The sequence below is a fragment of the Paraburkholderia diazotrophica genome (assembly GCF_900108945.1).
GTDB classification, from domain to species: Bacteria; Pseudomonadota; Gammaproteobacteria; order Burkholderiales; family Burkholderiaceae; genus Paraburkholderia; species Paraburkholderia diazotrophica.
On sequence record NZ_FNYE01000051.1, the window covers coordinates 17,208 to 42,216 of the forward strand.

Below are 25,009 nucleotides of genomic sequence, written 5' to 3' on the forward strand. Positions count from 1 at the left end.
AAATGCGCCGCCCACTGTTGCATCATCGGGCGGCGTGTTGCACCGTTCCGAAATCGACCTAGCCTTTCAGCTTACGCAAGGTGACACCTGAGGGGGGCGCTGTTTGCGTCCTCTGTATGTCACGCGAGAAGTCCTCTTCCTAACACTACGCGATGCAAGCCGTGTTGTAATTCCGGCCCCTTGGGCGATGCGGTACGTGGAACCGGCCTTCTCCGGCGGTCTTGGGGCGGCGCTTTGCCTAGCTGCAGCACTCGGCAACGCCAAGCGCAGCGTTGTCGTCATGGCAATCTGGGATGCAAAAAATACGGCACGCCGCGTTTCGCGTGCACTTGGGGGCGGCATGTCGTATGGCGTGATTCAATGGAACGCAGGTTCCGGAACATTAGCCCCAGTTCTATCAGCAATGCGAAGTGCCGATCCTACGTCCTTCAAGGCTGCGTTCCCAGCGTCATCGAACTACAACGCACTGGATAGCGCACTAACGAAGGGTAATAGTGGGGATTTATATAATTGGGCAGTCAATCAGCAAGCTACAAATGCGAGCGGCTGGAAGGCGCCTTTCCAGAACTTGGCCCGGATTCAGGCGTTCAAAGACATACAGGTCGCGACTGCCGTGCGTGAAAGACACCAGCATGTTATGGCTATGATTGAGTTTCTGCGATCCTTGTCATCCGATTTGATGAAGAATGTCGAACTCGTTTCATATTGCGCGCTGTTCGATGTCGCGGTTCAGCAGCAATCGCTTAAGCCAGCCGCTGAGGCAATAAAGTCCAGAGTGGCGAGCGACCATCCGACAAGTCAATCTGCTCTTGTCCGCATTGCAGTCGAAGAGCGAGCGAAGGCGGCAAAGCACGTATATGTGGCAGATTGCATGAGTGGGCGGATCGGAATTATTCAGCAATCGCCATTCTCGTACACCGCCTATGGGCAAACGAGCCAAAGAACGAACGTGAATTTCAATCTCATTTCTCAGGATGCGCATGCATATGTTTGTAAAATCTAGGCTCGTTGCGATATTTACTTTGGCTGCATCAACTAGTGCATTCGCGGTAACGCCATCGCTATTTGGAAGTTGCGACAGCGACGGTGAGTGCTCCGCCATTTTCAACCGCTCATTGCCGGAAGTGAAAGCGCTCTGTGGCGAGCGGACCGCATCTGTGGCATGGGTAAAGGATTCCAGGGCCCTTTTATTGCAGTGCGTGAGTTCCGCGACTGATCAAGAAGACAACGTGAACTATCTAATCAATGGGCGCGACGTTGTGGGCCTGAACTATGGTCGTTACGTAAAAATCAGCTTCCTGCAACAAAACCCCGCGACATCGGTACCTGACAAGTTTGGCAGTGTGCCAGTTTGCACCCCAGCGAACGTGGAGAAACTACATACGAGCGCATTCGTGCTACTGGATAAGCGACCGGGTGAGTCTGGTGCTTCCGATTGCTACGACGTTACGTATTTGAGCACATCGAGTGATGGTGTTCGATTGGATACCAATGCGGGGACCGTGAGGGCTACCGACAGAGCCCATTTTTCGGGACGCGTCTCTAATCGAACGCGACAGCGTGTCGAAAGGCTAATTCAGTTATTCCAAACGTGGCACGACCCAAAGCCGAACTAAGATTTCCAGTGAACTCTTGTTTGATATGAACCGGAGAGCGTCACCTTTTGAGGGTGGTATTTTGGGCGAATACTGATGTTTGATCCGCGAAAACGGACACCTTCTTTTCAAGAGGAGATGTCCGTTTTCGCGGGTCAACATCAGTCATCAATTGCGTAACTCTCAATACGCCTTAGTCGTCACTTCCCGCTTGCCCCGCACGATCTCATCGCCGGCATTCGGCGACAACCGCCTGGTAACGGGAATCGATGCGAACGAACACAACCCGACCACCAGAAACGCCGGCCAGAAATCCGACCACTGCAGCGCCGAATGACCGTGCAACGCCCGCGTGATCTGCAGCACGATGCCCGCAACCGTCACGCCGAGACCGAGCGAAATCTGCTGCACGACACTGCCGAGGCTCGTCGCGCGGCCCACGTCGCGGCTTTCGATCTCGGCGTAAGTCATCGAATTGAGGCTCGTAAACTGCAGCGCCGGGAAGAAGCCGCCAAGCAGCACGATGACCCAGATGAGCCACGTCGGCGTGCCCGGAAAGAACACGCCGCACGCGGCAATCGCGATGCCCGAACAGGCGGCGTTGTACATCAGCACCGTGCGAAAGCCATAGCGGCGCAATACGGTGGCCGCAAGCGTGCGCATGAAAATGCCGCCGAACGCCGACGCGCAGGTGATCAGCCCCGATTCGAACGCGCTCATGCCGAGCCCCTCCTGCAGCACGAGCGGCAGCAGAAACGGCACGGCGCCCAGTCCGATCCGAAACAGCGATCCGCCGAGCACGCTCGCCTGGAACGTCGGTACGCGGAAAAAACGCAGATCGAGCAGCGGACGCTCGGCACGTCGTGCATACAGCACATAGATGCCGAGCATCGCCGCGCCGACGAGCGTCATCATGACGGCAGTGGTGCCCGTCACGAGCTCGCCGTCGGTGAGCGACAGCCCCAGCAGGAACAGCGACGCGCCGCCCGCCGACAGAATGAAGCCCGTCCAGTCGAGCGGTCCGGGATGCGGCTCGCGCGTGTTCGCGATGTACTTGTTCGTGAGCCAGATGCCGAGAATGCCGACGGGAATGTTGATGAAGAAAATCAGCCGCCAGTGCAGATACGTCGTAATGAAGCCGCCGAGCAGCGGCCCCGCCGCGGGCCCGAGCATCGCGGGCACGCTCAGATAGTTCATCGCGCGCACGTACTCGGAGCGGTCCACGACGCGGAAGATGATGATGCGCCCGACGGGCACCATCATCGCGCCGCCCACGCCCTGAATGAAGCGCGCCACCGTGAACGGCGCGAGCGACGTCGACGCCGCGCACAGCAGCGAGCCGACGACGAAGATGCCGATGGCCGTGCGGAACACCGAGCGCGCGCCGAAGCGGTCGGCAAGCCATCCGCAGACGGGGATGAACACGCCGAGCCCGAGCACGTAGCTGGTGACGGCGATTTTCAGCGTGACGGGGTCCCGGCCGAACGCGCGCGCCATTTCCGGCAGCGCAGTGACGATGACATTAGCATCGACGCTCTCCATGAACATCGCGCAGGCGACGATGATGGGAGCGGTAAAAGCCTTGAGGGCAGGCGGCACGGGCGGCGAGCGATGTAAGTGACCGCTGATTATTGCATAGCCCGTCCCGCAAACGCCACGACGTTGCAGTTGCAACGATGCGGCTTACAACACGGCAAGCCAGCCGCCGTCGACGTAGATGATCTGCCCGTTCACATAGCTCGATGCCGCCGACGCCAGATAGACGGCCGTGCCGACCAGTTCTTCCGGCTTGCCCCAGCGCTGCGCGGGGTTGCTGCTCTTCACCCACGCATCGAACGATGCATTGGCGACGAGGGGCGCGTTCATATCGGTGAGGATGTAGCCGGGGCCGATCGCGTTCGCCTGAATGTCGTGCGCGGCCCACTCGGCGCTCATCGCGCGCGTGAGCATCTTGATGCCGCCCTTGGCCGCCGTGTACGCGCCGACCGTCGCGCGCGCCGCTTCGCTCGTCAGCGAGCCGATGTTGATGATCTTGCCGCCCGCGCCGCGCGCGATCATCCGCCGCGCCGCCTCTCTTCCGACGATGAACGCCGCCGTGAGATTCGTGTCGATCACGCGCTGCCAGTCCGCGAGCTTCAGGTCGACGAGCGGCTGCCGGAACTGGATGCCCGCATTGTTGACGAGAATGTCGACGTCGATGCCCTCGCTGTCCCAGTGCTCGAATGCGGCGCTGACGGCGGCTTCGTCGGTGACGTCGAATGCGCGGCCGATCACTCGATCGGTCGTGCCGCCATTTGAACGGCCGCTCGCGCGCTGCGTATCGGGCAGTTTCGCATTGAGCGCGGCGACGGCATCCGCGACGGCCTGCTCGCGCGTGCCGTTGATGATCACGCGCGCGCCCGCCTGCGCGAGTCCTTCGGCGAGCGCAAGGCCGATGCCGCGGGTCGAGCCCGTCACGAGAGCCGTGCGTCCATCGAGATCGAAAAGTGACGGCATGCGGGTTCCTTCCTGCATAGGGTGATGGGGCGATGAGGCGAGGGGGTGATCCCGCAGGATAACGCGATAGTCCGCTGCGATGCAGCGTGCGCGGCATCGGCTCGCGGCGCGCACGTGGCCTGAATGGGGTGCTGGCATCCCATCATCGGGGATTTTGCGCGGACGTAATGGATCAAACATGAGACGGCGTTGCCGATGCGGGCTGCCGTGGCCGGGAAAGGGCGCTGATGGGTCGTGCAGCGCGGCATCGCCCACCGTGGCACGCCTGTCGATGAGGGCGTGAGCCCGGCGGAGTGCATCATGAACGATCTGCGCGAGAAGCGAAACGAGACGCTTGGCATCACCGTATTTATCGTCGTCGTCGTGTGGTTGCTGATTGCGACGATCCTGTACAACTCGATCACCGAAAAGCGTGGTTACAAGCTCGATAATTCCGCGGCTGTGACGGCGTCTGCTGCATCGGCCGTGGCCGCAGCGGCCGCGGCGGCGAACGCGGCAGCGAATGAGGGCGCGAATAAGGCCAAGGGCGCGTCGCAGTGAAAATCCGTGCCGGACGGAAGACCTACGCGAATTCAAGTGCGCATTTCCTGCGCTGCGAACGAAGCCCCGAATGGTCCGCTATGCGCGCGACGCCGAAGCGGACGAGCGCTTGCTGTCCGCATGACCGATGTGATGCCGCGCATATTCGATCGCTTCGATCAGCACAGGCGCGATCTCGCCGACCCGTTCGCGCGGAATCCGTATCTCGACCCATTCGCGCATCGCCGAGCGCCCGTACGGTTGAAACGCGAATGCGCGTCCCGCGTCGACGAGCATCGCGGCGCGTTCGGCGGGCAGCTTGATGCCGATCCCGCTGCCGTACACACAACACGCCAGATGCGAGCCGACGAACACAGCCGGGCAGCCGAACATCGCGCCCTTGCGCACGGAAGGGTCCTTGTCGTGGACGCATGCGAACACCGCTTCGAACAGTCCGACATCGTGCAAGAGTCTTGGCTCTGTTTTCATCGCGATTCTCCTGATATCGGCATGCAGCGCGAAACTGCTGTCGCGCCGCATCGCCTGTCGAAAAGCGTCCGCGTGTTCTGTTCTGTATGTTCGCGTCTGTTTGCACACCGTCGTGCGGCCCGTGCGCCAGCGTAAAGCAGATTACGCGCTTTCACGGAACGTCGCCGCCGAGCACCTCGAATTCGACGGGGCAGCGCGTATAGAAGAGCGGCACGCCGCCGTGCCGCAAGCGATCGAGCAGCGCATCGACGCGCGCGTCGTCGCCCGCGAGCGTGACGGCGCGCGGCTGGTCGGCGAGTTCGAGAAAACGCGCGGCGTGATATTTGCCGTGCACGTCGATGCATTCGCTGATTTCGATGACCGTCGCGCCGTGAAGGCCCGCCTGCTGCGCCTCGTCGAGTATCCAGTCGACGGTATTCTTGTGGTGCTTGCACGGGCCGGTGGTTGCCGCGTAGACGGTTAGCTGGCTGCCTTGCATCGCCGACTCCCTGCGCGTCGCGCTGACGGATGCAAAACATTATCGCGCTGCGCGCGGCGGCGCGACAGTCCTGCAAGAGCGACGCCCATTGCAGCAGTTGACGCACGCAAGCGGATGCCGCAGCGCGTCATCCATCGCCGTGTTCTCCGACCCGCGCATTTACTCGTGCGCGAGCGCGTCGTTCACAATGAAGCGCTTCGATACTGCGGGTTGCCGACATGACCGACAACAAAACGGATGACGTGCGCGATGCGCGCGTCGATTGGGTTGCGCGGCTCGATGCGATCGTCAGCGTGCACGAGGGCGATGTGCCGCGCTATCACACAGGCAAGTGGCGCAACGCGTTCCCGTTCGAAGGCTTCACGGAACTCGAAGAGCGGCACATGCCCCATGGACACACAGGCTCCATCGAGGATGTAATCGTGAAGCGCGTGCATTCGACGAGCTTCATTCTCGCGTTGCCGCCCGACGAATGGGCCGAAGTGGAAGGTGAGGTGCGCGCGCTGATCGCATCGGAGCCCGCGCTGGCGTCACGCGATGTCGTGACGGTGCCCTACGTGACCCGTGCGGTTCGCGCGACGCGGTTTAACTGAAGGGCTCGGCTGAAGGCATCGACCACGACGCGATCGACAGAAACAGGCGCTTGCGGGCGGCGCGAAACGCGCTGCCTAGTGCTTGCGCACGAGCGCATCGACGAGCGCGAACGCCGTCTGCCTGAGCTTCTTCGGGTCGCCGTAGACGCGCTCCATCACGGCGATGCCGCGCGTCGTCGTCACGATCAGGCTGGCCGCCTGCTGCGGCGGCAGCGTCAGCTGCGCGCGCGCTTCCTTCGTGTCGAGCACGGACAGCAGCGCCGCCTCGAGCGCGTCGAGCATGGTCTGCAAAGCCTCGCGCAGACGCGGCGACTCCGGCTCGATCTCGACGGCCGTCTTCGTCGACAGACAGCCGCGCGTCGGCGAGCCTTGCGTGATCGAACGGATCGCGAACGTGAAGAACGACGTCAGCGCGTCGTGCAGATCGGGCTTGTCGAGCGCCTTGCGCGCATCGGCAACGAAACGCTCTGCGTAGCGCTCGAATACGCGCATGAAGATCTCTTCCTTGTCGCCGTATGCGTTGTACAGCGAGCCGCGCTGCACGCCCGTGGCCTCGGCGAGATCCAGCATCGATGTCGCGCGATAGCCCTTGCGCCAGAAGACGTCCAGCGCGTGCACGAACGCGTCGTCTTCGTTGAATTGACGAACTCCTGCCATGTTTTCCCTCAATCTCAGTCGTGGAATGGCTCGAGACGTTATTTTGACATCAATGGCTAGAATGCACAAAAAGACGCGTCCGGCATGCTGCCGTGGATGCGATCAGCGCGCGCGCTCGTCGATGAAGCCTTTGAGCATCGTCAGCGTATCGGCGTCGTCGATGTGCTTGTCGGTGCGCCAGCGCAGCATGCGCGGAAAGCGCACGGCCACACCCGATTTGTGGCGCGGGCTCGCCTGAATGCCTTCGAAGCCGATCTCGAACACGAGTGTCGGCGTGACGCTGCGGACGGGGCCGAACTTCTCGACGGTCGTCCTGCGCACGATCGCATCGACCTCGCGCATCTCTTCGTCGGTGAGCCCCGAGTACGCCTTCGCGAACGGCACGAGCGTGCGTACGCCATCGGCTTCGTCCCAGACGGCGAACGTGAAATCGGTGTAGAGGCTCGCGCGTCGACCGTGGCCGCGCTGCGCATAGATCAGCACGGCATCGATCGAATACGGATCGATCTTCCACTTCCACCAGGTGCCCGACGCTTTCGTGCGGCCCACGCCGTACATCGACGCGCGATCTTTCAACATCAGACCTTCGACGCCGCGCTCGCGGCTTTCGTCACGCAGCGCGGCGAGGGCAGTCCAGTCGCTCGCGACGACGAGGGGCGACACGCGCAGCAGATCCTTCGCGAGCGTATTCGCGAGACGGGCCGCGAGCGCGTCGAGTTGCTCGCGCCGCTGCTGCAACGGCTGCATGCGCAGATCGTTGCCGTTCGCTTCGAGCAGATCGTAGGCGAGGAACGCGGCGGGCGATTCGGCGAGCACGCGCTTCGTCAGCGACTTGCGCGTGATGCGCGGTTGCAGCCGCGCGAACGGCAGCGGCGCGAGCGCGTCGGGTTCCCACGCGAGAATCTCGCCGTCGAGCACATAGCCATCGGGCAGCGCTTCGCCCAACGCGACGACTTCGGGGAAGCGGTCGGTGATCAGGTCTTCGCCGCGCGACCAGAGCCACACGCGGCCATCGCGCTTCACGACCTGCGCGCGGATGCCGTCCCACTTCCATTCGGCGAACCACGACGAAGGGTCGCCGAGCGTCGATGGATCGGCCTGCAACGGATGCGCGAGAAAGAACGGATACGGCAGCCCGCGTTCGCTTTCGTGCAGCACGCGCGTGGCCTCGGCGTCGTCGTGCGTGCCGCGCTCGGGCGCGATCAGCCGCAGATAGCGCGCAGCATCGGGCGGCTGGCTCGAATCGGTCCAGCCGACCATGCGCTGCGCGATCAGCTTGTGATCGACGCCCGCGACATCCGCGAGCGCGCGCACGACGAGCTGACGCGCGACGCCGACGCGAAACCCGCCGCCGATCAGCTTCGTCAACAGAAAGCGCCCGCTCCAGTCGAGCTCGTCCCAGTACGCGGGGAGCCGTTCGCCCAACGTTTCGGGCGACGCGCCGCGCAGCGTCAGAATGCGTTCTTCGATCCATTGCGTGAGGCCGAGCTCGGACGTGCGTTCGGCAGGCGGCAGCACATGCGCGATGGTCTCGGCCAGATCGCCGACGGCCTGGTACGACTCTTCGAACAGCCACTCGGGCAAGCCCGCGCGCGTACGCGCGATCTCGGTGAGCAGCCGCGTCGGCACGGACTGGCGCGGCTTGCCGCCGGCGAGAAAATACGAGGCCCACGCGGCGTCCTCGGGCGGCGCAGCGGAGAAATAGGCGATCAGCGCGTCGAGCTTGTCGCGCGTCGATGTCGTCGCGTCGAGCGCCGCATAGAGCGAGGCGAAGCGCTTCATGATGCGTCGCGCTCCGCTGTATTCGTTGCGCCTGTTGTGCTCGCGACATCCGCGGTTACGGCAGTGTCCGCTTCGTTGCCGGCGGCTGCGTCTGCTTCAACTGCATCGTCGCCGTACTCCGTTGCGAACGCATCCGCTTCGAGGCCCTGTTCGCGCAGCCAGCGGACCATCGGCTCGACTTGCCCGTGCGTGACGATCACGCGGCGCGCGCCCGTCGCGGCGATGGCCGTTTGCAGCGCAGGCCAGTCGGCATGATCGGACAGCACGAAACCTCGATCGACGCCGCGTCGACGGCGCGTGCCGCGCAGACGCATCCAGCCCGACGCGAAAGCATCGCTATAGTCGCCGAAGCGCCGCAGCCACGCGCTGCCCTGCGCCGATGGCGGCGCGATCATGAGCGCCTGGCGGAACACTTCCTTGTTGCGCGCGGGAATCTCGCCGACCAGCCGCACAGGCGGCAACGCGACGCCCGCCGCGCGATACGCGCGATTCAGCGGCTCGATGGCGCCATGGCAGAAGATCGGCCCGATGCCCGCATCGACGCTCGCCAGAATGCGCTGCGCCTTGCCGAACGAATAGCAGAACAGCACGGATGCGCGGCCCGTCGCCGCGTTGTGACGCCACCAGCTATCGATGCCGTCGAACACGGCTTGCGGCGCGTCCCAGCGATAGATGGGCAGACCGAATGTGGACTCCGTGATGAACGTGTCGCAACGCACGGGCTCGAATGGCGCGCAGGTCGGATCGCGGTCGAGCTTGTAGTCGCCGGATGCGACCCACACTTCGCCGCGATATTCGACGCGCACCTGTGCCGAGCCCAGCACGTGTCCCGCCGGATGCAGCGACACCTGCACGCCGCCGATCGCGATGCGCTCGCCATACGGCAGCGTGCGCAACGAGATGTCGGGCAGGCGCGATTGCAGCACGCGCGCGCCGGGTTCGGCCGCCAGATAGTGCGCATGCCCGGCACGCGCGTGATCCGAGTGCGCATGCGTGATGACCGCGCGCTCGACGGGTCGCCACGGATCGATATGAAAGTCGCCTTGAGGGCAGTACAGGCCCTCGGGACGCGCGACGATCAGATCCGTTTGTTGAGTCAAGGTTGTCTCCGCGTTGTTTCCGCATTGTTTCGCATCGTCTACCGGAAAGCGAGGCTCGCTTGAGCGAAGGGCGTGCGCGTCGGCATCGGCGCACTAGCGCGATGGGTGCGACTGCATCGTAGCGCGCTTTGCCGCACACGATGATCCAGCGAGGTAGCGGAGAGGCACCGGCGAGAGACAACGCTGCAAACGAAGCGCCCCGACATCGCGATGACGTCGGGGCGCCTGTACGATCCATCGAGTGTGGATCGCGTGCCGATAGCTGTTACTGGCTGCCCTGCGAGCCGGTGCCCGGCTGCTGCATCGTGTCCGGCTGGGACATCGTGCCGTTGCTCTGCGAGCCGTTGTACGAACGGTTCATGCCCGAGTCTTGCGGCGATGCGCCCGTGCCCGTGCCCATGCCGCCGCCCGTGCCCGTTACGCCTGGCGAGCCGTAGCCGCTGTCGTTGGTGGTGCCGCGCGGCATGCGGTTGACGTCCGCGCCAGGGGATGCGACGCCGCCTGCGCCGCCCGTGTTGCCGTCGCCCGCGCCGACGCCATTGCCGGCCGCGCCGCCTGCGCCTGCGGTTCCGTTACCGCCAGCGCCTGTCTGCGCATACACGCCGCCGGATAGAGCCATGATCAGGGCAGTAGCAAGTACCTTCTTCGTCGTGCTTTTCATCGTAACCTCCAGAGGTTGGATTGATGATTCCGAGTCGGTGCTGTCGACCCGCCCGTACTTTTATTGCGCAAACCCTGTGCCGCGCAGTGCCGTTGCACGTGCGTGCATTGCGTGCCATATGCACGCGGCGTCATCGACGAAAGATCAAACGAAAGGCCCAATGAAACGAAAGGCCCAATGAATAGCCGACAAAATGCCCGGCAAAAGGGACAAGGAAAGGGCCAGCGAAAAACCACCGAAGGGCCCAAGGCTTTCAGGAACATCGCTTGCGAAAGTGAATAGTTGATGCGCGCGCGCCGAGCCGTCGCGCGCAATTCACTCATGCAAGGAGTCAAACCGATGACAAGCAAGTCCACGAGCAAGCCGCGCAACGGACAGCCCTCGGGGCCGGCGGCAGACCTGAAATCGCAGGAGCTCGAACGTTCGCGCGCGCGGCCGCAAAACGAGGCGCTGCGCACGAACCAGGGCGTCAAGATCGCGGATAACCAGAACACCTTGCGCGCGGGCGCACGTGGTCCGTCGCTGCTCGAAGATTTCATCATGCGTGAAAAAATCACGCACTTCGATCACGAGCGGATTCCGGAGCGGATCGTGCACGCACGAGGTTCGGCGGCGCATGGCGTGTTTCAGGTCTACGAGTCGATGGCGGAATACACGAAAGCGGCCTTTTTACAGGACCCGTCTGTGCAAACGCCCGTGTATGTGCGCTTTTCCACGGTGCAGGGGCCGCGCGGTTCCGCCGATACCGTGCGCGACGTGCGTGGCTTCGCAACGAAGTTCTATACGTCGGAAGGCGTCTACGATCTGGTCGGCAACAACATGCCCGTGTTCTTCATTCAGGATGCGATCAAGTTTCCCGACTTCGTGCACGCGGTGAAGCCGGAAGCGCCGAATGAAATGCCGACGGGCGGATCGGCGCACGACACGTTCTGGGACTTCGTGTCGCTCGTGCCCGAGTCCACGCACATGGTGCTGTGGACGATGTCCGATCGCGCGATTCCGCGCAGCTTGCGGACGATGGAAGGCTTCGGCGTCCATACGTTCCGCTTTGTCAACGCGAAGGGCGTGATGCGTCTCGTGAAGTTGCACTGGCGCCCTGTGCTCGGCTCGTATTCGCTGCTGTGGGACGAAGCGCAAAAGCTCGCGGGCAAGGACCCGGACTTTCACCGGCGCGATCTATGGGAAGCGATCGCGCGCGGCGATTATCCGGAGTTCGAACTCGGCGTGCAGATCATCGAAGAGAAGGACCAGGATTCGTTCGGCTTCGATCTGCTCGATCCGACCAAGATCGTGCCCGAGGAAATCGTACCCGTGAAGATCATCGGCAAGATGACGCTGAACCGGAACCCGGACAACTTCTTCGCCGAAACCGAGCAGGTCGCGTTTCATCCGGGCCATATCGTGCCGGGCATCGATTTCACGAACGACCCTCTGCTGCAAGGGCGCCTCTTCTCGTACACCGATACGCAGATCAGCCGTCTCGGCGGCCCGAACTTCCACGAGATTCCGATCAACCGTCCCGTCAGCCCGAACGTGAACAACCAGCGCGACGGCATGCATCGACAGACGATCAACGTCGGACAGGCGTCGTATCAGCCGAACTCGCTGAACGACGATTGGCCCGTCGAAACGAAGCCGTCCATAGCCGACGGCGGCTTCGAGAGCTTTCCCGAGCCGATGGAAGGCACGAAGATCCGCGTGCGCAGCGAGTCGTTCGCCGATCACTTCTCGCAGGCGGCGCTCTTCTATCAAAGCATGAGCGATGTCGAGAAAGAACATATCGCGCTCGCGTACCAGTTCGAACTCGGCAAGGTGACGAAGCCCGAGATTCGCGCGCGCGTCGTCAACGAAATTCTCGCGAACTTCGATGCGGATCTCGCGGCGACGGTGGCGGAAGGTCTCGGCCTGCCGAAGCCGGCCAAGGGCTCGCGTGCGGCCGGCAAGCAGACGCCTTCGCCTGCGTTGAGCCTGCTCAATCGCGTGAAGCCCGGCGTCAAGACGCGCAAGATCGCCGTGGTCGCCGCGCCGGGCAGCGACGGCGCGGCCATCAGGAGCGTGCAGTCCACGTTGAAGGCGCAAGGCGCGACGCCGCTGCTCGTCGCGCCGACGCTTGCCGCAATCGACGATATGAACCCCGATGCGACGATCGCCGGCATGCCGTCGGTCATGTTCGATGGCGTCGTGATCTGCGGCGGCGAGCAGGGCGCGAAGACACTCGTGCAATCGGGCGATGCGCGCCACTTCGTGCTCGAAGCGTTCCGGCATCTGAAGGCGATTGCGGCGCTCGGCGCGGGCAAGGAACTGCTGAACGCCGCGCATCTGCCCGACAACGCCGATGGCGTGTCGACGGGCGATGACGTCGATGCGGTGTTGAAGCCGTTCATCGATGCTGTCGGCCAGCATCGTGTGTGGTCGCGCAGAAAGTTGGCGGAGTCGGTGCCGGCTTGATGGACATCAGCGCGTGTTGAGCGTGCGTTCGAAGTAAAGCGCCGTTGCTGTGACTGTTGCAGCAACGGCGCTTCGATTTTCAGTCGACCGCATTCGACCGCATTCGTATGCGGCAAACAAAGCACACGCGCGCGAGTGCTAGCGTCGCGTCGCGCGCGAATCCTCGCGCTCGACGGCCTGCAAGCGCCAGAAGCCCGCGACGGGATCGGTGCGCGAGTGTGAGATCCACGTCGCCTGACCTTGCGCCGACGTCATGTTGCCGTGCCGGTCGACGCGCACGCCGTACAGCGTCACGAGCGGCTCGTCGGCGCCGCGCGCGCACAACGAGACGATGTGCCCGTCCTCGCGCATCTCGCCCGACGACGGCAATTCGACGCCGCGACGATCGTGCGACGTCCATGCGTGGCTGAGCGTGTCGAGCCACAACACCGCGTAGTCGTGATTGACGGTGGGATCGGACGTATTGATCAGGATCGACAGACGCATGTAGCCTCCCGTCAAGCCAATGGCTTTCGCCGTTTCAAGCAACGCCTGTTCCAATACGCACGCGACGCACGCGACGCACGCGATTGCGCCGCAGCAAGGCAGCGCGGCCCGGTGCGCAGAATGGCGCGCGCCGCCGCATCTGTACAAAGTGCAAGCGCGGTGATCGTTTTTACGCGGCGCCTTGAACCGGGCACCTCGGGCGATTCGTTGCGCAAAAAAACGTACACTTGGGCTATCAGAAAGGGCGGTCCGTCGTGTATCGCAGCAATGGAGCGACGGTCCGCCCATAAGGTCAGGAGACAGCATGGATCTTTTCATGTCGATGGAGGCGTTCGTGCGGGCCGCCGAAGCCCAGAGTTTCGCGAGCGCCGCGCGCCAGCTCGGCGTGGCGAAATCCGTCGTCACTTCGCGCGTGAAGCAGCTCGAAGAGCACTTCGGCGTGCCGCTCTTTCATCGCTCGACGCGCGCCGTGCGTCTGTCGGAGGTCGGCGAGACGTACTATCGCGAGTGCGCCGAACTCGTCAACAAGGTCCACGACCTGTCAGGCCGCTCGATCGAGCAGCACGAGTCGCTCGCGGGTACGCTCAATGTCCACGTTCTGCCCGGCTTCGCGCTCGGGCATTTCTCGCAGGCGCTGATCGAGTTTCGCGAGAAGCATCCGCGCATCGAGTTCGTCGTGACCGTCAACGACCGCGTGATCGACCCCGTGCAGGAAGGCTTCGATCTCGCGTTGCAGATCTATCCGCCCGCCTCGAACCTGCTCGTCGAAAGAAGGCTCTTTCCCGTGCGCGGCGTGCTGTGCGCGGCGCCCGGCTACCTGAAGGAAGAGCCCGTGATCGAGACGCCGCTCGATCTGCTGCGGCACGACTTCGCGCGCTACTCGTACTATCCGTGGGGCGACAAGTGGCCGCTGATGAAGGGCAACGAATGCTTCGAGATCGCGCTGAATCCGGTGCTCAAGACCAATAGCGTGCATCTGCTGCTGGAGTTCGCGCGCGCCGGCGCGGGCGTCGTCTATCTGCCGACGATGGTCGCGGCCGTCGATCTGCTCGAGCGCCGGCTCGAACGCGTGCTGCCCGACTATGCAGCGCCGCCGTTGTGGCTGTCGGCCGTATACCCCGCGTCGCATCGCTCGACCGCGAAGGTGAAGGCGTTCGTCGACTTCCTGCGCGCCCGCTATCTGCGCGAGCCGCAATGGGACAGGGCGCTCGGCATCGTCCCCGATGACGACGACATGAAGAGCGTCGGCGAAGAACTGGCCGACCAATAGCGGATGCTCCAGGGTGCCCCAGGTACTTCCCCTGGGGTCCATTGCCCGCACCCGGCGTTCTGATTTGCCGAACCTCGGATCATTGCCGTTGCGCTTTCCGGCACTTACTCTTGCGTCCATGGAAACACGCACGACGTGTCGAAGATCAACGGAGATCCAAGGAGGCAATCATGCAGCAGACCTGGTTGGCGAGTCTCGACAGCTACCGTAAAGGCTCGATCGAAATCATCAAGGGCAAGCCCGAACACTATGCGATGTCGAACGTGTTCGAAGTCGCGAGCCGCGCCGCGCCGTACGAGAAGATCGTCGTCGGCAAGAACCTCAAGTACGTGATCGAGACGCTGCGCGCAGAAGGCACGTCGCCGTGGTTCACGGCCTCGCACGACGAGTTCTGCGTCGTGATGGACGGCGAGATCGACGTGCACTTCATCAAGCCTTCGGACGGTCCCCTCGTCGATGCAGAGACGGAAGGCAGCGTGCGCCTCGAAGGCACGCCGTCCGGCAAGAGCATGGGCTTCGTGAGGCTGCGCCGCGGCCATCAGGCGCTGCTGCCCGCAGGCGCTGCATATCGTTTCGAAACGGCAGGAAAGGGCGTGCTGCTCGTACAGACCATTCTCGGCAGCTACTCGGTCGAGAAATGGCAGGACATCTGCATTCAATAACCTTCGCGCACATTCTCTTTCTGGAGCAGGTCATGAGCAACGTCAACACACTGCAAAACATTTGCGCGAGCGAGCCGGATGCCGTCACGGGTTATCGCACGTTCAAGCTCGGCGATTTCGAGTTCTCGCGCGACGCGTATTTCGTCACCCTCAAGTGGCCCGCGAAAGGCCAGCAGCGCTCGCATCAGATGCACGCCGACGACTTCCTGCGCGCGATGATGCGCGACGTCGCGTGGGGCTTCTTCTACGGCTGGGTGAACTTCGATGAAGTGATCGGCACGCGCAATCACTACGGCAAGGTCGACATGTATGCGGGCGCCTATAACGCGAGCTTCCGCGAGGCAGGCGTCGATCATACGCAGCAGTTCGACACGCCCGTCATCATGGCGACGTTCAAGGCGATCCTGAAGGATTGGGTCAACGAAGGCTTCGATCCGTTCGCGGCACCGGAAGAAACGGGTTCCGCATTCGGCACGAAGCATGGCGACAACGTGGCCGCGATCGAGCGCACCCGCATCGCGACGAAGCGTATGCCCGGACTCGAAGGCGATTCGCCGCTGCGCGACGACTTCCCCATCAACCGCCAGTTCGCCGACGTCGTGCAGGATGAGCCCGAGATTCACGCCGCGCCGGGCTTCGAAAAGGAACTGCACGCGTTCAATCTCTTCAAGTACCTGTCGCGTTCGGATGTCACGTGGAATCCGTCCGTCACGTCGGTGTGCAAGCAGAGCCTCTTCTGCCCGACTACGGAAGAATTCGTGCTGCCCGTGTTTCATGGCAACGATCGCGTCGAGTGGTTCCTGCAACTGTCGGATCAGATCGTCTGGGACGTGGCCGACAAGGACACGGGCGAGCCGCGCGCGCGCATCACGATGAACGCCGGCGACATCGCCGCGATGCCCGCCGACATCCGTCACAAGGGCTATTCGCAGAAGCGTTCGATGCTGCTCGTGTGGGAGAACGCGACGCCCGATCTGCCGAAGCGGTATGAGAGCGGCGAACTGCCGCCTTACCCGATCCAGTTCTAAGCACCTCCGACTGTCCCCGATCATGCAGCGGACGGCGCCGGACAACTGGCGCCGCGGGGACGCTCACGCCCAAACGTCTCATCGAGCAGGACTCACATGCAAACGCAACTCTTCATCGACGGCCGCTTCGTACCATCGCTCAGCGGCGAAACCCTCGCGACGCTCAACCCTCACGACAACTCCGTGATCGCCGACGTGTCGATGGCGAACCATGCCGACATCGATCGCGCAGTGGCCGCGGCGAAAGCGGCGTTTCCGAAGTGGAGCAACCTCGCGGCTGCCGAGCGCGGCCGTCTGCTGCTGAAGCTCGCCGATGCGATCGAAGCGAACGCCGACAGGCTCGCGCATCTCGAATCGATCGACACCGGCCATCCGATCCGCGACACCCGCTATCTCGACGTGCCGCGCACGGCCGCCACGTTCCGCTATTTCGGCGGCATGGCCGACAAGTTCGAGGGCTCCGTGATTCCCGTCGAGCAGGGCTTTCTGAACTACCTGACGCGCGAGCCCGTCGGCATCGTCGGACAGGTGGTGCCGTGGAATTTCCCGCTGATGTTCACGAGCTGGAAGATGGCGCCCGCGCTCGCCGCCGGCAACTGCGTGATCATGAAGCCCGCTGAACTCACGCCGCTGTCGAGTCTCGCAATCGCGGAGCTGATGGCCGAAGTGGGCTTTCCTGCAGGCGTCGTCAACATCCTGCCGGGGCTCGGGCACGTGGCGGGCCAATACATCGCGGAGCATCCGGAGATCGGCAAGGTCGCGTTCACGGGCTCGACGGCCGTGGGACGCAAGATCGTGCAGGCGTCGAGCGGCAATCTGAAGAAAGTGCAGCTCGAACTGGGCGGCAAGGGCGCCAACATCGTGTTCGGCGACGCGAATGTCGATGCCGTCGTGCAGGGCTCGGCGTTCGGCATCTTCCACAACCAGGGCCAGGCGTGCATCGCTGCGTCGCGAATGATCGTGCACGAATCGGTCGCGGATGAAGTGCTCGAAAAATTTGTCGCGCTTGCCCGCTCGATCCGCATCGGCGATCCGCTCGATCCGTCGACGGAAATGGGCCCGCTCACGTCGCGCCAGCATCGCGATCGCGTGCTGTCGTATGTGGACGTCGCGCGCGAGCAGGGCGGCCGTGTTCTGTCGGGCGGCAAGTCGCCGGACAATGCGGCGCTCGCGAACGGCTGCTATGTCGAGCCGACCATCGTCGAAGCGAAGCCGACTGACCGCGTCTCGCAGGAAGAAGTGTTCGGCCCATTCATGACGGTGACGACGTTCCGCACCGACGAAGAAGCGCTCGCGATTGCGAACGGCACCGAATACGGCCTCGGCGCGGGCCTGTGGACGCGCGACCTGCAACGCGCGCATCGGGTCGCGCGCGAGATTCACAGCGGCATGGTGTGGGTCAACTGCTACAAGCGCGTGAGCCCGGGCTCGCCGTTCGGCGGCGTCGGCGCGAGCGGTTATGGACGCGAGATGGGCTTCGAAGCGATGCGCGAATACACGCAGGCCAAGTCGGTGTGGGTCAACGTGGATGCGCAGATTCCCCCTTATTTCCCGCGCTAAAAGTGCACTTGCACGCACACGCCATGGAACCGTTCGTCTATCAGGGCTTGCCTTCGCGCGTCGTGTTCGGCGTGGGCAGCCTGGATCAACTGGATCGCGAGATCGAACTGCTCGGCGCGCAACGCGCGCTCGTGCTCGCGACGCCGCAACAGCGCGCGCAGGCCGAGCAGCTTGCCGCGCGCATCGGCCCGCGCGCAGCGGGCGTGTACGCGGAAGCCGTGATGCACGTGCCCGTCGAAACGGCGCGCGCCGCACGCGATGTTGCGGCGCGGCTCGGCGCCGATTGCGCGATCGCGATCGGCGGCGGCTCGACGACGGGCCTCGGCAAGGCGATCGCGCTCGAAACGGCGCTGCCCATCATCGCGATTCCGACCACCTATGCCGGTTCGGAGATGACGCCGATCTACGGCCTCACGGACGGCGGCGTCAAGAAGACGGGCCGCGATATACGCGTGTTGCCGAAGACGGTGATCTACGATCCGTCGCTGACCGTATCGCTGCCGTCCGCGCTTTCGCTGACGAGCGGCATCAACGCAATTGCGCACGCCGCCGAGGGTCTCTATGCGCAAGACGCGAATCCCATCACAAGCCTGATGGCGGAAGAGGGCATCCGCGCGTTGGGCGATGGGCTGCCGGGTGTGATCGGCAAGCCGGACGATCTCAATGCGCGCGCTGCGTGCCTCTATGGCGCATGGTTGTGTGGCGCGGTGCTGGGCAGCGTCGGCATGTCGTTGCATCACAAGCTGTGCCATACGCTCGGCGGCACGTTCAACCTGCCGCACGCGGAGACGCACACGATCGTCTTGCCGCACGCGCTCGCGTACAACCGCGACGCGGCGCCTCACGCGATGCAGCGGATCGCGCGTGCACTGCACGCGAACGATGCCGCGCAAGCCGTATTCGATCTCGCGCGCGATCACGGCGCGCCGACTGCGCTGAAGGACATCGGCCTGAAGGAGGCGGATATCGACGTCGCGCTGGAACTCGCGTTGACGAGTCCCTACTGGAATCCGCGCCCGGTGGAACGCGAGCCGCTTCGCGCGTTGCTGCGCGATGCATTCGAAGGGCGCAGGCCCGGATAGCGCGGCAATACGTAGAACGATACACACAGCGATACGCACAGCTATAAAAGCAGGAGACAGCAATGGATGGAGATCTCATCGACGGACGAAGGCGCCGCTTCATGAGCCTCGCGGCAGGCGGCGCGCTGGCCGCTGCGGCGCCGATGTTCTCGCCGCTCGTGTTCGCGACGGGCACGCGCACGCTGAAGATCGGCTATGTGTCGCCGCAGACGGGGCCGCTCGCGCCGTTCGGCGAGGCCGACCGCTTCACGATCCAGCAGATGCAGGGCGCGCTGAAGAACGGCGTGTCGATAGCCGGCAAGACGTACCCCGTGTCGATCGTCGTGAAGGACAGCCAGTCGAATCCGAATCGCGCGAGCGAAGTGGCGAACGATCTGATCCTGAAGGACAAGGTCGACATCATGCTGGTCTCGGGCACGCCCGAAACGGCGAACCCCGTCAGCGACGCGTGCGAGCTGAACGAGACGCCGTGCGTGTCGACGGTCGTGCCGTGGCAGCCGTGGTTCTTCGGACGCAAGGGCGATCCGAAGAAGGGCTTCAGCTATACGTATCACTTCTTCTGGGGCCTCGAAGACGTGATCGCCGTGTATACGGGCATGTGGCAGTCGGTGCAGACGAACAGGAGCGTCGGCGGCCTCTTTCCGAACGACGGCGACGGCAACGCATGGGGCGATGCGAAGCTCGGCTTTCCGCCCGTGCTCGCGCAAAAGGGCTTCGCGTTGAAAGACCCGGGGCGCTTTCAGAGCATGACGCAGGACTTCTCCGCGCAGATTTCCGCGTTCAGGCAGTCGAATGCGCAGATCGTGACGGGTGTCGTGATTCCGCCCGACGCGAAGAACTTTCTCGTGCAGGCGCGTCAGCAGGGTTTGAAGCCCAAGGTCATTTCAATCGGCAAGGCGCTGCTCTTTCCGACATCGATCGAAGCGCTCGGCGATCTCGGCGAAGGGCTGTCGACGGAAGTGTGGTGGTCGCCGTCGCATCCGTTCAGATCGTCGCTGACGGGGCAGAATGCGCGCCAGGTCGCCGACGAATACGAACGCGTCACGTCGAAGCAATGGACGCAGCCGATCGGCTTCGCACACGCGCTCTTTGAAATCGCCATCGATTCGTTCAGGCGCGCGAAAGACATCGACTCGAACGAAGCGATCCGCGATGCGGTGGCGTCGACGAAGCTCGACACGCTCGTCGGTCACGTGGAGTGGGGCAACGGGCCCGTGAAGAACGTCGCGAAGACGCCGCTCGTCGGCGGGCAATGGGTGAAGGGGCAGAAGCACCGCTTCGATCTCGCCATCGTCAACAACCAGCTTGCGCCTGCCGTGCCCGTCAGCGGGCCGCTCAGGCTGATCGCGTGACAGCGCGCAAGCGGCATCACGAGGAGAGTCGCGATGAGCGCATTGCTCAGACTCACGAACGTATCGAAGCGCTATGGCGCGCTGACGGTGACGGATGCGATCAGCTTCGAAGTCGGGCGCGGCGAGACGTACGGCATTCTCGGGCCGAACGGCGCGGGCAAGACGACGCTGTTCAATCTCGTCAGCGGCGATGCGAAGCCCGATGAGGGCACGGTCGAGTTCGACGGCGCCGACGTTGGGCATCTCGCGCCGCATCGGCGCTGCGCGGTAGGCATCGGCCGTTCGTATCAGGTGCCGCGTCCGTTCGGCGGCATGACGGTGTTCGAGAACCTGCTGGTCGGCGCGCGGTTCGGCGGCGAACTGGACGAGCGCGCGGCCTGCGACGTGTGCGTCGACGTGCTGGAGCGCACGGGCCTGAAGCGTCGCGCAAACCAGCTAGCGGGCACGCTCGCTCTGCTCGACCGCAAGCGGCTCGAACTCGCTCGCGCGCTCGCGACGCAGCCGCAATTGCTGCTGCTCGACGAAATCGCGGGCGGCTTGACGCAGGGCGAGACGCACGAACTCGTCGACGAGATCCGCCGCGTGAAGGAGCACGGCGTGACCATCGTGTGGATCGAGCATGTCGTGCATGCGCTGCTCGCGGTGGCCGACCGGCTGCTCGTCATCAACTTCGGCCGCAAGCTGGCCGAGGGTCAGCCCGCTGCCGTGATGGACGACCCCGAAGTGCGGCGCGTGTATCTCGGACTGGAGGCGTGACATGGCGGCACTACTGGAAACGCATGGGCTCACGGCGTTCTACGGCGATTTTCAGGCACTGTTCGGCGTCGACATCGACGTGCAGCCCGGCGAAATCGTCGCGCTGATCGGCTCGAACGGCGCGGGCAAATCGACGTTCCTGAAAGCGCTCGCGGGGCTGACGAAAGCGAAGCGCGAGCAGATCGTCTATCGCGGCGAAGCGATCGGCGGCACGCCGGCGGCGAGCATCGTCGGCAAGGGCATCGCGCTCGTGCCCGAAGGGCGCAGGCTCTTCGCGAGTCTTTCCGTCGAGGAGAACCTGCTGCTCGGCGCGTATAGCGGGCGGCCCGGACGCTGGAATCTCGATGCCGTCTACAAACTCTTTCCGGCGTTGCGCGAGCGGCGGCATCATGCGGCCACGGCGCTGTCGGGCGGACAGCAGCAGATGGTCGCGATCGGCCGCGCGCTGATGAGCAATCCCGATCTGCTGATGTGCGATGAGCTGTCGCTGGGGCTCGCGCCCGTGATCGTCCGCGAGATCTATGCGGCGCTGCCGGACATCGTGTCGAACGGCATGAGCGCGATCGTCGTCGAGCAGGACGTGCAGCTCGCGCGGCGCGTGTCGTCGCGTTTCTATTGCTTTCAGGAAGGGCGCGTGTCGCTCTCGGGCGTGTCCGCCGATGTCTCGGACGAAGCGATCACGCAAGCCTACTTCGGAGTGGCCGCATGAATACGCTCGCCAATATCGTCGTGCAAGGCGTGCTGCTCGGCGCGCTGTATGGTCTGTTCGCGATGGGGCAGTCGCTCGTGTTCGGCGTGATGCGGCTCACGAATACGGCGCACGGCGACTTCATCGTGCTGCTCGTGTTCGTGCTGTTCGCGCTGACGAGCCTGCTCCATGTGCCGCTTGCGCTGTCGCTCGTCCTGTTGCTCGTCATTGCATTCGGCGCGGGATACGCGGTGCAGTACACGGTGCTCAACCGCGTGAGCAGCCGCGATCCGCTGCCTTCGCTGATCGTCACGTTCGGGCTATCGATCGTCATTCAGAACGTGCTGCAGCAGCTGTTCTCCGCCGATCCGCGCTCGATCGCGACGGGCAGCTTCGAAGCGCAGAGCGTGACGTTCGCGGGCATCACGGCCGGCTATCTGCCCCTCGTGACGCTCGGCGCGACAGTGGCGCTCGCGTTCGCGATGCAGTGGCTGTTCGGACGCACGCCGCTTGGCCGCGCCTTTCGCGCAACCTCCGACGACCGCGAGATCGTTCAGCTGATGGGCGTGTCGTACCGGCGCACTTACGCGCTCGCGATGGGCATCGCGTTCGTGCTGATCGCGGTGGCGGCGGCGCTCTATTCGATGCGCACGGCCGTCTCGCCGACGGATGGTCCTGCGTTGCTGCTGTTCGCGTTCGAGGCCGTGATCATCGGCGGCATGGGATCGTTCTGGGGCACGTTCGCGGGCGGCATGGCGCTCGGCATCGCGCAGCAGATCGGCGTCTATTTCGATCCGGGCTGGGGCATCTGGTTCGGCCATATCGTGTTCCTGTGCGTGCTGGTCGTGCGGCCGCAAGGCCTGTTGCCGAAAACGGCATGAGAGGGTTGTCATGACGATGCATCCGAATCAGGCGCGCGCGTTCGAAGTCCATCGCGCGACGCGCGCGAGCAAGGTCACGCTGTTCGCGTTGCTCGCATTCGCCGTCGCGGCCGCGAGCGCGCCGTGGTGGGCGGGGCGCGAAGCGTTGCACGATTTCGTGCAGCTCGCCGCGTATCTGGTGTTCGCGATGATGTGGAATCTGCTCGCGGGCTATGGCGGCATGGTGTCGATCGGGCAGCAGGCGTTCTTCGGGCTGGGCGGCTACGCGATGCTCGTGCTGTCGAACTACTGTGGCGTGTCGCCGTTTCTCGCCGTGCCGCTCGGTGCGCTGATCGCGACGCTGGCCGCCGTGCCCGTGTCGATGATCGCGTTTCGTCTCGAAGGCGGCTACTTCGCGATCGGCACGTGGGTGATCGCAGAAGTGTTCAGGCTCACGTTTGCAAACATCAGCGCGCTGGGCGGCGGCTCGGGCACGAGCCTCATTGCGTTGCGCGGCATTCCGCGCGCGCTGCGCGAATCGTTGACGCTGTGGCTCGCGCTTGCGATCGTCGCGGCGGCGATCGGTCTGCTGTATCTGTTCCTGCGTTCGCGTGCGGGCCTCGCGCTGACGGCGATGCGCGACAACGCGGTGGCGGCGAGCAGCCAGGGCGTCGATGTGAAGCGCGCGCGGCTCATCGTCTATCTGGCGTCCGCGTGCGGCGCGGCGCTCGCGGGCGGACTGTACTTCGTCGGCAATCTGCGCATCTCACCGGATGCGGCGTTCTCCGTCAACTGGACGGCGTTCGGCATCTTCATCGTGCTGATCGGCGGGCTCGGCACGCTCGAAGGGCCGATTGTCGGCGCGCTGATTTTCTTTGTGCTGAACAAGTTTTTGTCGGACTATGGCACCTGGTATCTGATCGGTCTCGGCGCGCTGGCCATCGTCGTGACGATATGTTTTCCGCAGGGATTGTGGGGCTACGTGTCGCAGCGCCTGCATCTGCAGCTCTTTCCCGTCGGGCGGCGCGTCGTGTTCCGCGATGCCGCCGCGCCGCGTCAGCAACCACAGGCGGATGAGATCGCGCAGGCGCTCGATCCGCAATCGACCAACGCCCATCGAGCGTGAGGACATCATGAGCGAGACAACCACTCAGCGCGCGGCTGATCGCGCGCTTCATCCCGTCACCGAAACGGTGCTCGCAACGCTTTCCGGTTGCGGCGATGCGCGCCTGAAGGAAATCATGTCGGCGCTGATCCGGCATGTGCACGCGTTCGCCGAAGAGGTGCAGCTGACGGGCGACGAATGGCGGCGCGGCATCGACTTCCTCACGCGCACGGGCAAGAAGTGCGACGGCATTCGCCAGGAGTTCATTCTGCTGTCGGACACGCTGGGCCTGTCGATCATGCTCGATGCGATTCATCGCAAGCAGGACGTGACGGAGTCGGCGGCGACGGAGAACAGTCTGCTCGGTCCGTTCTACCGCGAAGGCGCGCACGACGAAGCTTACGGTGCGAACATCGCGCGCACGGAAGGCGAGCCGGCGCTGTTTCGCGGGCGGCTCATCGACGAGTCGGGCAGACCCGTGCCGGACGCGCTGATCGAAGTATGGGAGACGGCCAACAACGGCATGTACGAAGGCCAGGACCCGGACCAGCCGGAGAGCAATCTGCGCGGTCGTTTCCGCTCGGGACCGAACGGCGAATACGCGTTCCGTTCGATCAAGCCGACCCCGTATCCGATTCCGACGGATGGCCCCGTCGGGCAGATGCTGCTCGCCGTCGGCCGTCATCCGATGCGGCCCGCGCACGTGCACTTCCTGATCCAGGCGCCGGGCTATGAGACCGTCACGACGGCGCTCTTCAGCTCCGATGATCGTTACGTCGAATCGGATGCGGTGTTCGGCGTGAAGGCATCGCTGGTCGTCGAGTATGTGAAGAATGAAAGCGCGGCCGATGCTAAAGAGTGGGACTTGCCGTGCCCGTTCTTCGACGTGCAGCGCGATTTCGTGCTCGTGCGCTCGCAGGAAGCGGCGCGATGATGACGGCCACGGTGTTGTGTCCGCTCGATGACATTCCCGATGGCGGCGGCAAGGAAATCGCATGCGGCGGCGCCGACGAACGGGCGGGTAGGCCCGCGATCGTCGTGCTGCGGCGCGGCGACGACGTATGGGCATATCGCAACGTGTGCCCGCATTTCTCGATACCGCTGAACTACGAAGCCGACACGTTCTGGACATACGAAGCCGAGCACCTGATGTGCGCGCATCACAGCGCGATGTTTCGCTTCGAGGACGGCGTGTGCGTCGACGGGCCGTGTCTCGGTGCCGCGTTGACGCGCGTGCCCGTGCGCATCGAAGCGCGCATGGTCGTCGAGGAAGATGCGGACGACAGCGACGGTGTTTGACAATTCGACGTCGATTGACCGCGCAAGAGCGGCAGATTGGGCA

At 63.9% G+C, this 25,009-nt stretch carries 25 protein-coding genes; 16 read left to right on the forward strand and 9 right to left on the reverse strand.

Annotation, left to right across the window (positions count from 1 at the left end; translation table 11 throughout):
- Nucleotides 1-196: 196 nt before the first annotated feature.
- A complete protein-coding gene (locus tag BMW76_RS35825; RefSeq protein WP_143062410.1) occupies nucleotides 197-1,003 on the forward strand; it encodes a hypothetical protein in 807 nt (268 codons plus the stop codon).
- 775 nt (nucleotides 1,004-1,778) lie between these two features.
- On the opposite strand, the gene BMW76_RS35830 is transcribed toward BMW76_RS35825, so the two are convergent.
- Entirely contained in the window at nucleotides 1,779-3,194 is a 1,416-nt protein-coding gene (locus BMW76_RS35830) for an MFS transporter (protein ID WP_090873549.1), read from the reverse strand.
- An 84-nt stretch (nucleotides 3,195-3,278) separates the two neighbouring features.
- Nucleotides 3,279-4,091, reverse strand: a complete 813-nt coding sequence (locus BMW76_RS35835; RefSeq protein ID WP_090873550.1) for an SDR family oxidoreductase — start codon at nucleotides 4,089-4,091, stop codon at nucleotides 3,279-3,281.
- A 234-nt stretch (nucleotides 4,092-4,325) separates the two neighbouring features.
- On the opposite strand from BMW76_RS35835, the gene BMW76_RS35840 reads away from it, so the two are divergent.
- Nucleotides 4,326-4,631: a hypothetical protein gene (locus BMW76_RS35840; protein WP_322789342.1), complete on the forward strand. Its 306-nt coding sequence runs from the start codon at nucleotides 4,326-4,328 to the stop codon at nucleotides 4,629-4,631.
- Nucleotides 4,632-4,709: 78 nt separating this feature from the next.
- On the opposite strand, the gene BMW76_RS35845 is transcribed toward BMW76_RS35840, so the two are convergent.
- Together BMW76_RS35845 and BMW76_RS35850 are read right to left on the reverse strand one after the other, a co-directional pair.
- A complete protein-coding gene (locus tag BMW76_RS35845; RefSeq protein WP_090873577.1) occupies nucleotides 4,710-5,099 on the reverse strand; it encodes a hypothetical protein in 390 nt (129 codons plus the stop codon).
- A gap of 151 nt (nucleotides 5,100-5,250) precedes the next feature.
- Entirely contained in the window at nucleotides 5,251-5,577 is a 327-nt protein-coding gene (locus tag BMW76_RS35850; protein WP_090873551.1) for a DUF190 domain-containing protein, read from the reverse strand.
- A gap of 218 nt (nucleotides 5,578-5,795) precedes the next feature.
- Here BMW76_RS35850 and BMW76_RS35855 point away from each other — a divergent pair, with 218 nt between their 5' ends.
- Nucleotides 5,796-6,170 carry a hypothetical protein gene (locus tag BMW76_RS35855; RefSeq protein WP_245763531.1) on the forward strand — a complete coding sequence of 125 codons (375 nt, stop codon included), beginning with the start codon at nucleotides 5,796-5,798 and terminating at the stop codon, nucleotides 6,168-6,170.
- Between the two features lie 75 nt (nucleotides 6,171-6,245).
- Here the strand turns inward: BMW76_RS35855 and BMW76_RS35860 are convergent, their stop codons facing one another.
- The 4 genes from BMW76_RS35860 to BMW76_RS35875 all read right to left on the reverse strand — a co-directional run bounded on the left by BMW76_RS35860 (nucleotide 6,246) and on the right by BMW76_RS35875 (nucleotide 10,370).
- Nucleotides 6,246-6,827, reverse strand: a complete 582-nt coding sequence (locus BMW76_RS35860; RefSeq protein ID WP_090873552.1) for a TetR/AcrR family transcriptional regulator — start codon at nucleotides 6,825-6,827, stop codon at nucleotides 6,246-6,248.
- Between the two features lie 102 nt (nucleotides 6,828-6,929).
- On the reverse strand, nucleotides 6,930-8,609 hold the full coding sequence (locus BMW76_RS35865; RefSeq protein ID WP_090873553.1) for an ATP-dependent DNA ligase: 1,680 nt from the start codon (nucleotides 8,607-8,609) through the stop codon (nucleotides 6,930-6,932).
- Nucleotides 8,606-9,709: a ligase-associated DNA damage response exonuclease gene (locus tag BMW76_RS35870; protein WP_090873554.1), complete on the reverse strand. Its 1,104-nt coding sequence runs from the start codon at nucleotides 9,707-9,709 to the stop codon at nucleotides 8,606-8,608. The genes BMW76_RS35865 and BMW76_RS35870 overlap by 4 nt, the downstream gene beginning before the upstream one ends.
- Before the next feature lie 265 nt (nucleotides 9,710-9,974).
- Nucleotides 9,975-10,370, reverse strand: a complete 396-nt coding sequence (locus BMW76_RS35875) for a hypothetical protein (RefSeq protein WP_090873555.1) — start codon at nucleotides 10,368-10,370, stop codon at nucleotides 9,975-9,977.
- A 339-nt stretch (nucleotides 10,371-10,709) separates the two neighbouring features.
- Here BMW76_RS35875 and katE point away from each other — a divergent pair, with 339 nt between their 5' ends.
- Nucleotides 10,710-12,818: a catalase HPII gene (katE, locus tag BMW76_RS35880; RefSeq protein WP_090873578.1), complete on the forward strand. Its 2,109-nt coding sequence runs from the start codon at nucleotides 10,710-10,712 to the stop codon at nucleotides 12,816-12,818.
- 138 nt (nucleotides 12,819-12,956) lie between these two features.
- Here katE and BMW76_RS35885 read toward each other — a convergent pair whose 3' ends face one another.
- Nucleotides 12,957-13,304 (reverse strand): DUF3564 family protein, encoded by a 348-nt coding sequence (locus BMW76_RS35885; protein WP_090873556.1) that lies wholly within the window; start codon nucleotides 13,302-13,304, stop codon nucleotides 12,957-12,959.
- A 304-nt stretch (nucleotides 13,305-13,608) separates the two neighbouring features.
- On the opposite strand from BMW76_RS35885, the gene BMW76_RS35890 reads away from it, so the two are divergent.
- The 12 genes from BMW76_RS35890 to BMW76_RS35945 all read left to right on the forward strand — a co-directional run bounded on the left by BMW76_RS35890 (nucleotide 13,609) and on the right by BMW76_RS35945 (nucleotide 24,966).
- Nucleotides 13,609-14,574: a LysR family transcriptional regulator gene (locus BMW76_RS35890; RefSeq protein WP_090873557.1), complete on the forward strand. Its 966-nt coding sequence runs from the start codon at nucleotides 13,609-13,611 to the stop codon at nucleotides 14,572-14,574.
- A 170-nt stretch (nucleotides 14,575-14,744) separates the two neighbouring features.
- Nucleotides 14,745-15,236 (forward strand): cupin domain-containing protein, encoded by a 492-nt coding sequence (locus BMW76_RS35895; protein WP_090873558.1) that lies wholly within the window; start codon nucleotides 14,745-14,747, stop codon nucleotides 15,234-15,236.
- A 32-nt stretch (nucleotides 15,237-15,268) separates the two neighbouring features.
- On the forward strand, nucleotides 15,269-16,264 hold the full coding sequence (locus BMW76_RS35900; RefSeq protein WP_090873559.1) for a hydroxyquinol 1,2-dioxygenase: 996 nt from the start codon (nucleotides 15,269-15,271) through the stop codon (nucleotides 16,262-16,264).
- Nucleotides 16,265-16,360: 96 nt separating this feature from the next.
- The gene (locus BMW76_RS35905; protein ID WP_090873560.1) at nucleotides 16,361-17,824 is read left to right on the forward strand and encodes an aldehyde dehydrogenase family protein; all 1,464 of its coding nucleotides are present in this window, start codon (nucleotides 16,361-16,363) and stop codon (nucleotides 17,822-17,824) included.
- Between the two features lie 23 nt (nucleotides 17,825-17,847).
- Nucleotides 17,848-18,906 (forward strand): maleylacetate reductase, encoded by a 1,059-nt coding sequence (locus BMW76_RS35910; protein ID WP_090873561.1) that lies wholly within the window; start codon nucleotides 17,848-17,850, stop codon nucleotides 18,904-18,906.
- A 62-nt stretch (nucleotides 18,907-18,968) separates the two neighbouring features.
- Nucleotides 18,969-20,258: an ABC transporter substrate-binding protein gene (locus BMW76_RS35915; protein ID WP_245763532.1), complete on the forward strand. Its 1,290-nt coding sequence runs from the start codon at nucleotides 18,969-18,971 to the stop codon at nucleotides 20,256-20,258.
- Between the two features lie 33 nt (nucleotides 20,259-20,291).
- On the forward strand, nucleotides 20,292-21,014 hold the full coding sequence (locus tag BMW76_RS35920; protein ID WP_090873562.1) for an ABC transporter ATP-binding protein: 723 nt from the start codon (nucleotides 20,292-20,294) through the stop codon (nucleotides 21,012-21,014).
- Nucleotide 21,015: 1 nt separating this feature from the next.
- Complete coding sequence (locus BMW76_RS35925; protein ID WP_090873563.1) at nucleotides 21,016-21,723, forward strand: ABC transporter ATP-binding protein; 708 nt, start codon at nucleotides 21,016-21,018, stop codon at nucleotides 21,721-21,723.
- Nucleotides 21,720-22,583, forward strand: coding sequence for a branched-chain amino acid ABC transporter permease (locus BMW76_RS35930; RefSeq protein ID WP_090873564.1), 864 nt, complete (start codon nucleotides 21,720-21,722; stop codon nucleotides 22,581-22,583). Before BMW76_RS35925 ends, BMW76_RS35930 begins: the two co-directional genes overlap by 4 nt.
- 10 nt (nucleotides 22,584-22,593) lie before the next feature.
- Nucleotides 22,594-23,688: a branched-chain amino acid ABC transporter permease gene (locus tag BMW76_RS35935; protein ID WP_245763533.1), complete on the forward strand. Its 1,095-nt coding sequence runs from the start codon at nucleotides 22,594-22,596 to the stop codon at nucleotides 23,686-23,688.
- Between the two features lie 7 nt (nucleotides 23,689-23,695).
- Nucleotides 23,696-24,601: an intradiol ring-cleavage dioxygenase gene (locus tag BMW76_RS35940; RefSeq protein WP_090873565.1), complete on the forward strand. Its 906-nt coding sequence runs from the start codon at nucleotides 23,696-23,698 to the stop codon at nucleotides 24,599-24,601.
- Nucleotides 24,601-24,966 carry a Rieske (2Fe-2S) protein gene (locus BMW76_RS35945; protein ID WP_177200597.1) on the forward strand — a complete coding sequence of 122 codons (366 nt, stop codon included), beginning with the start codon at nucleotides 24,601-24,603 and terminating at the stop codon, nucleotides 24,964-24,966. Before BMW76_RS35940 ends, BMW76_RS35945 begins: the two co-directional genes overlap by 1 nt.
- The last annotated feature ends 43 nt before the right edge of the window (nucleotides 24,967-25,009 follow it).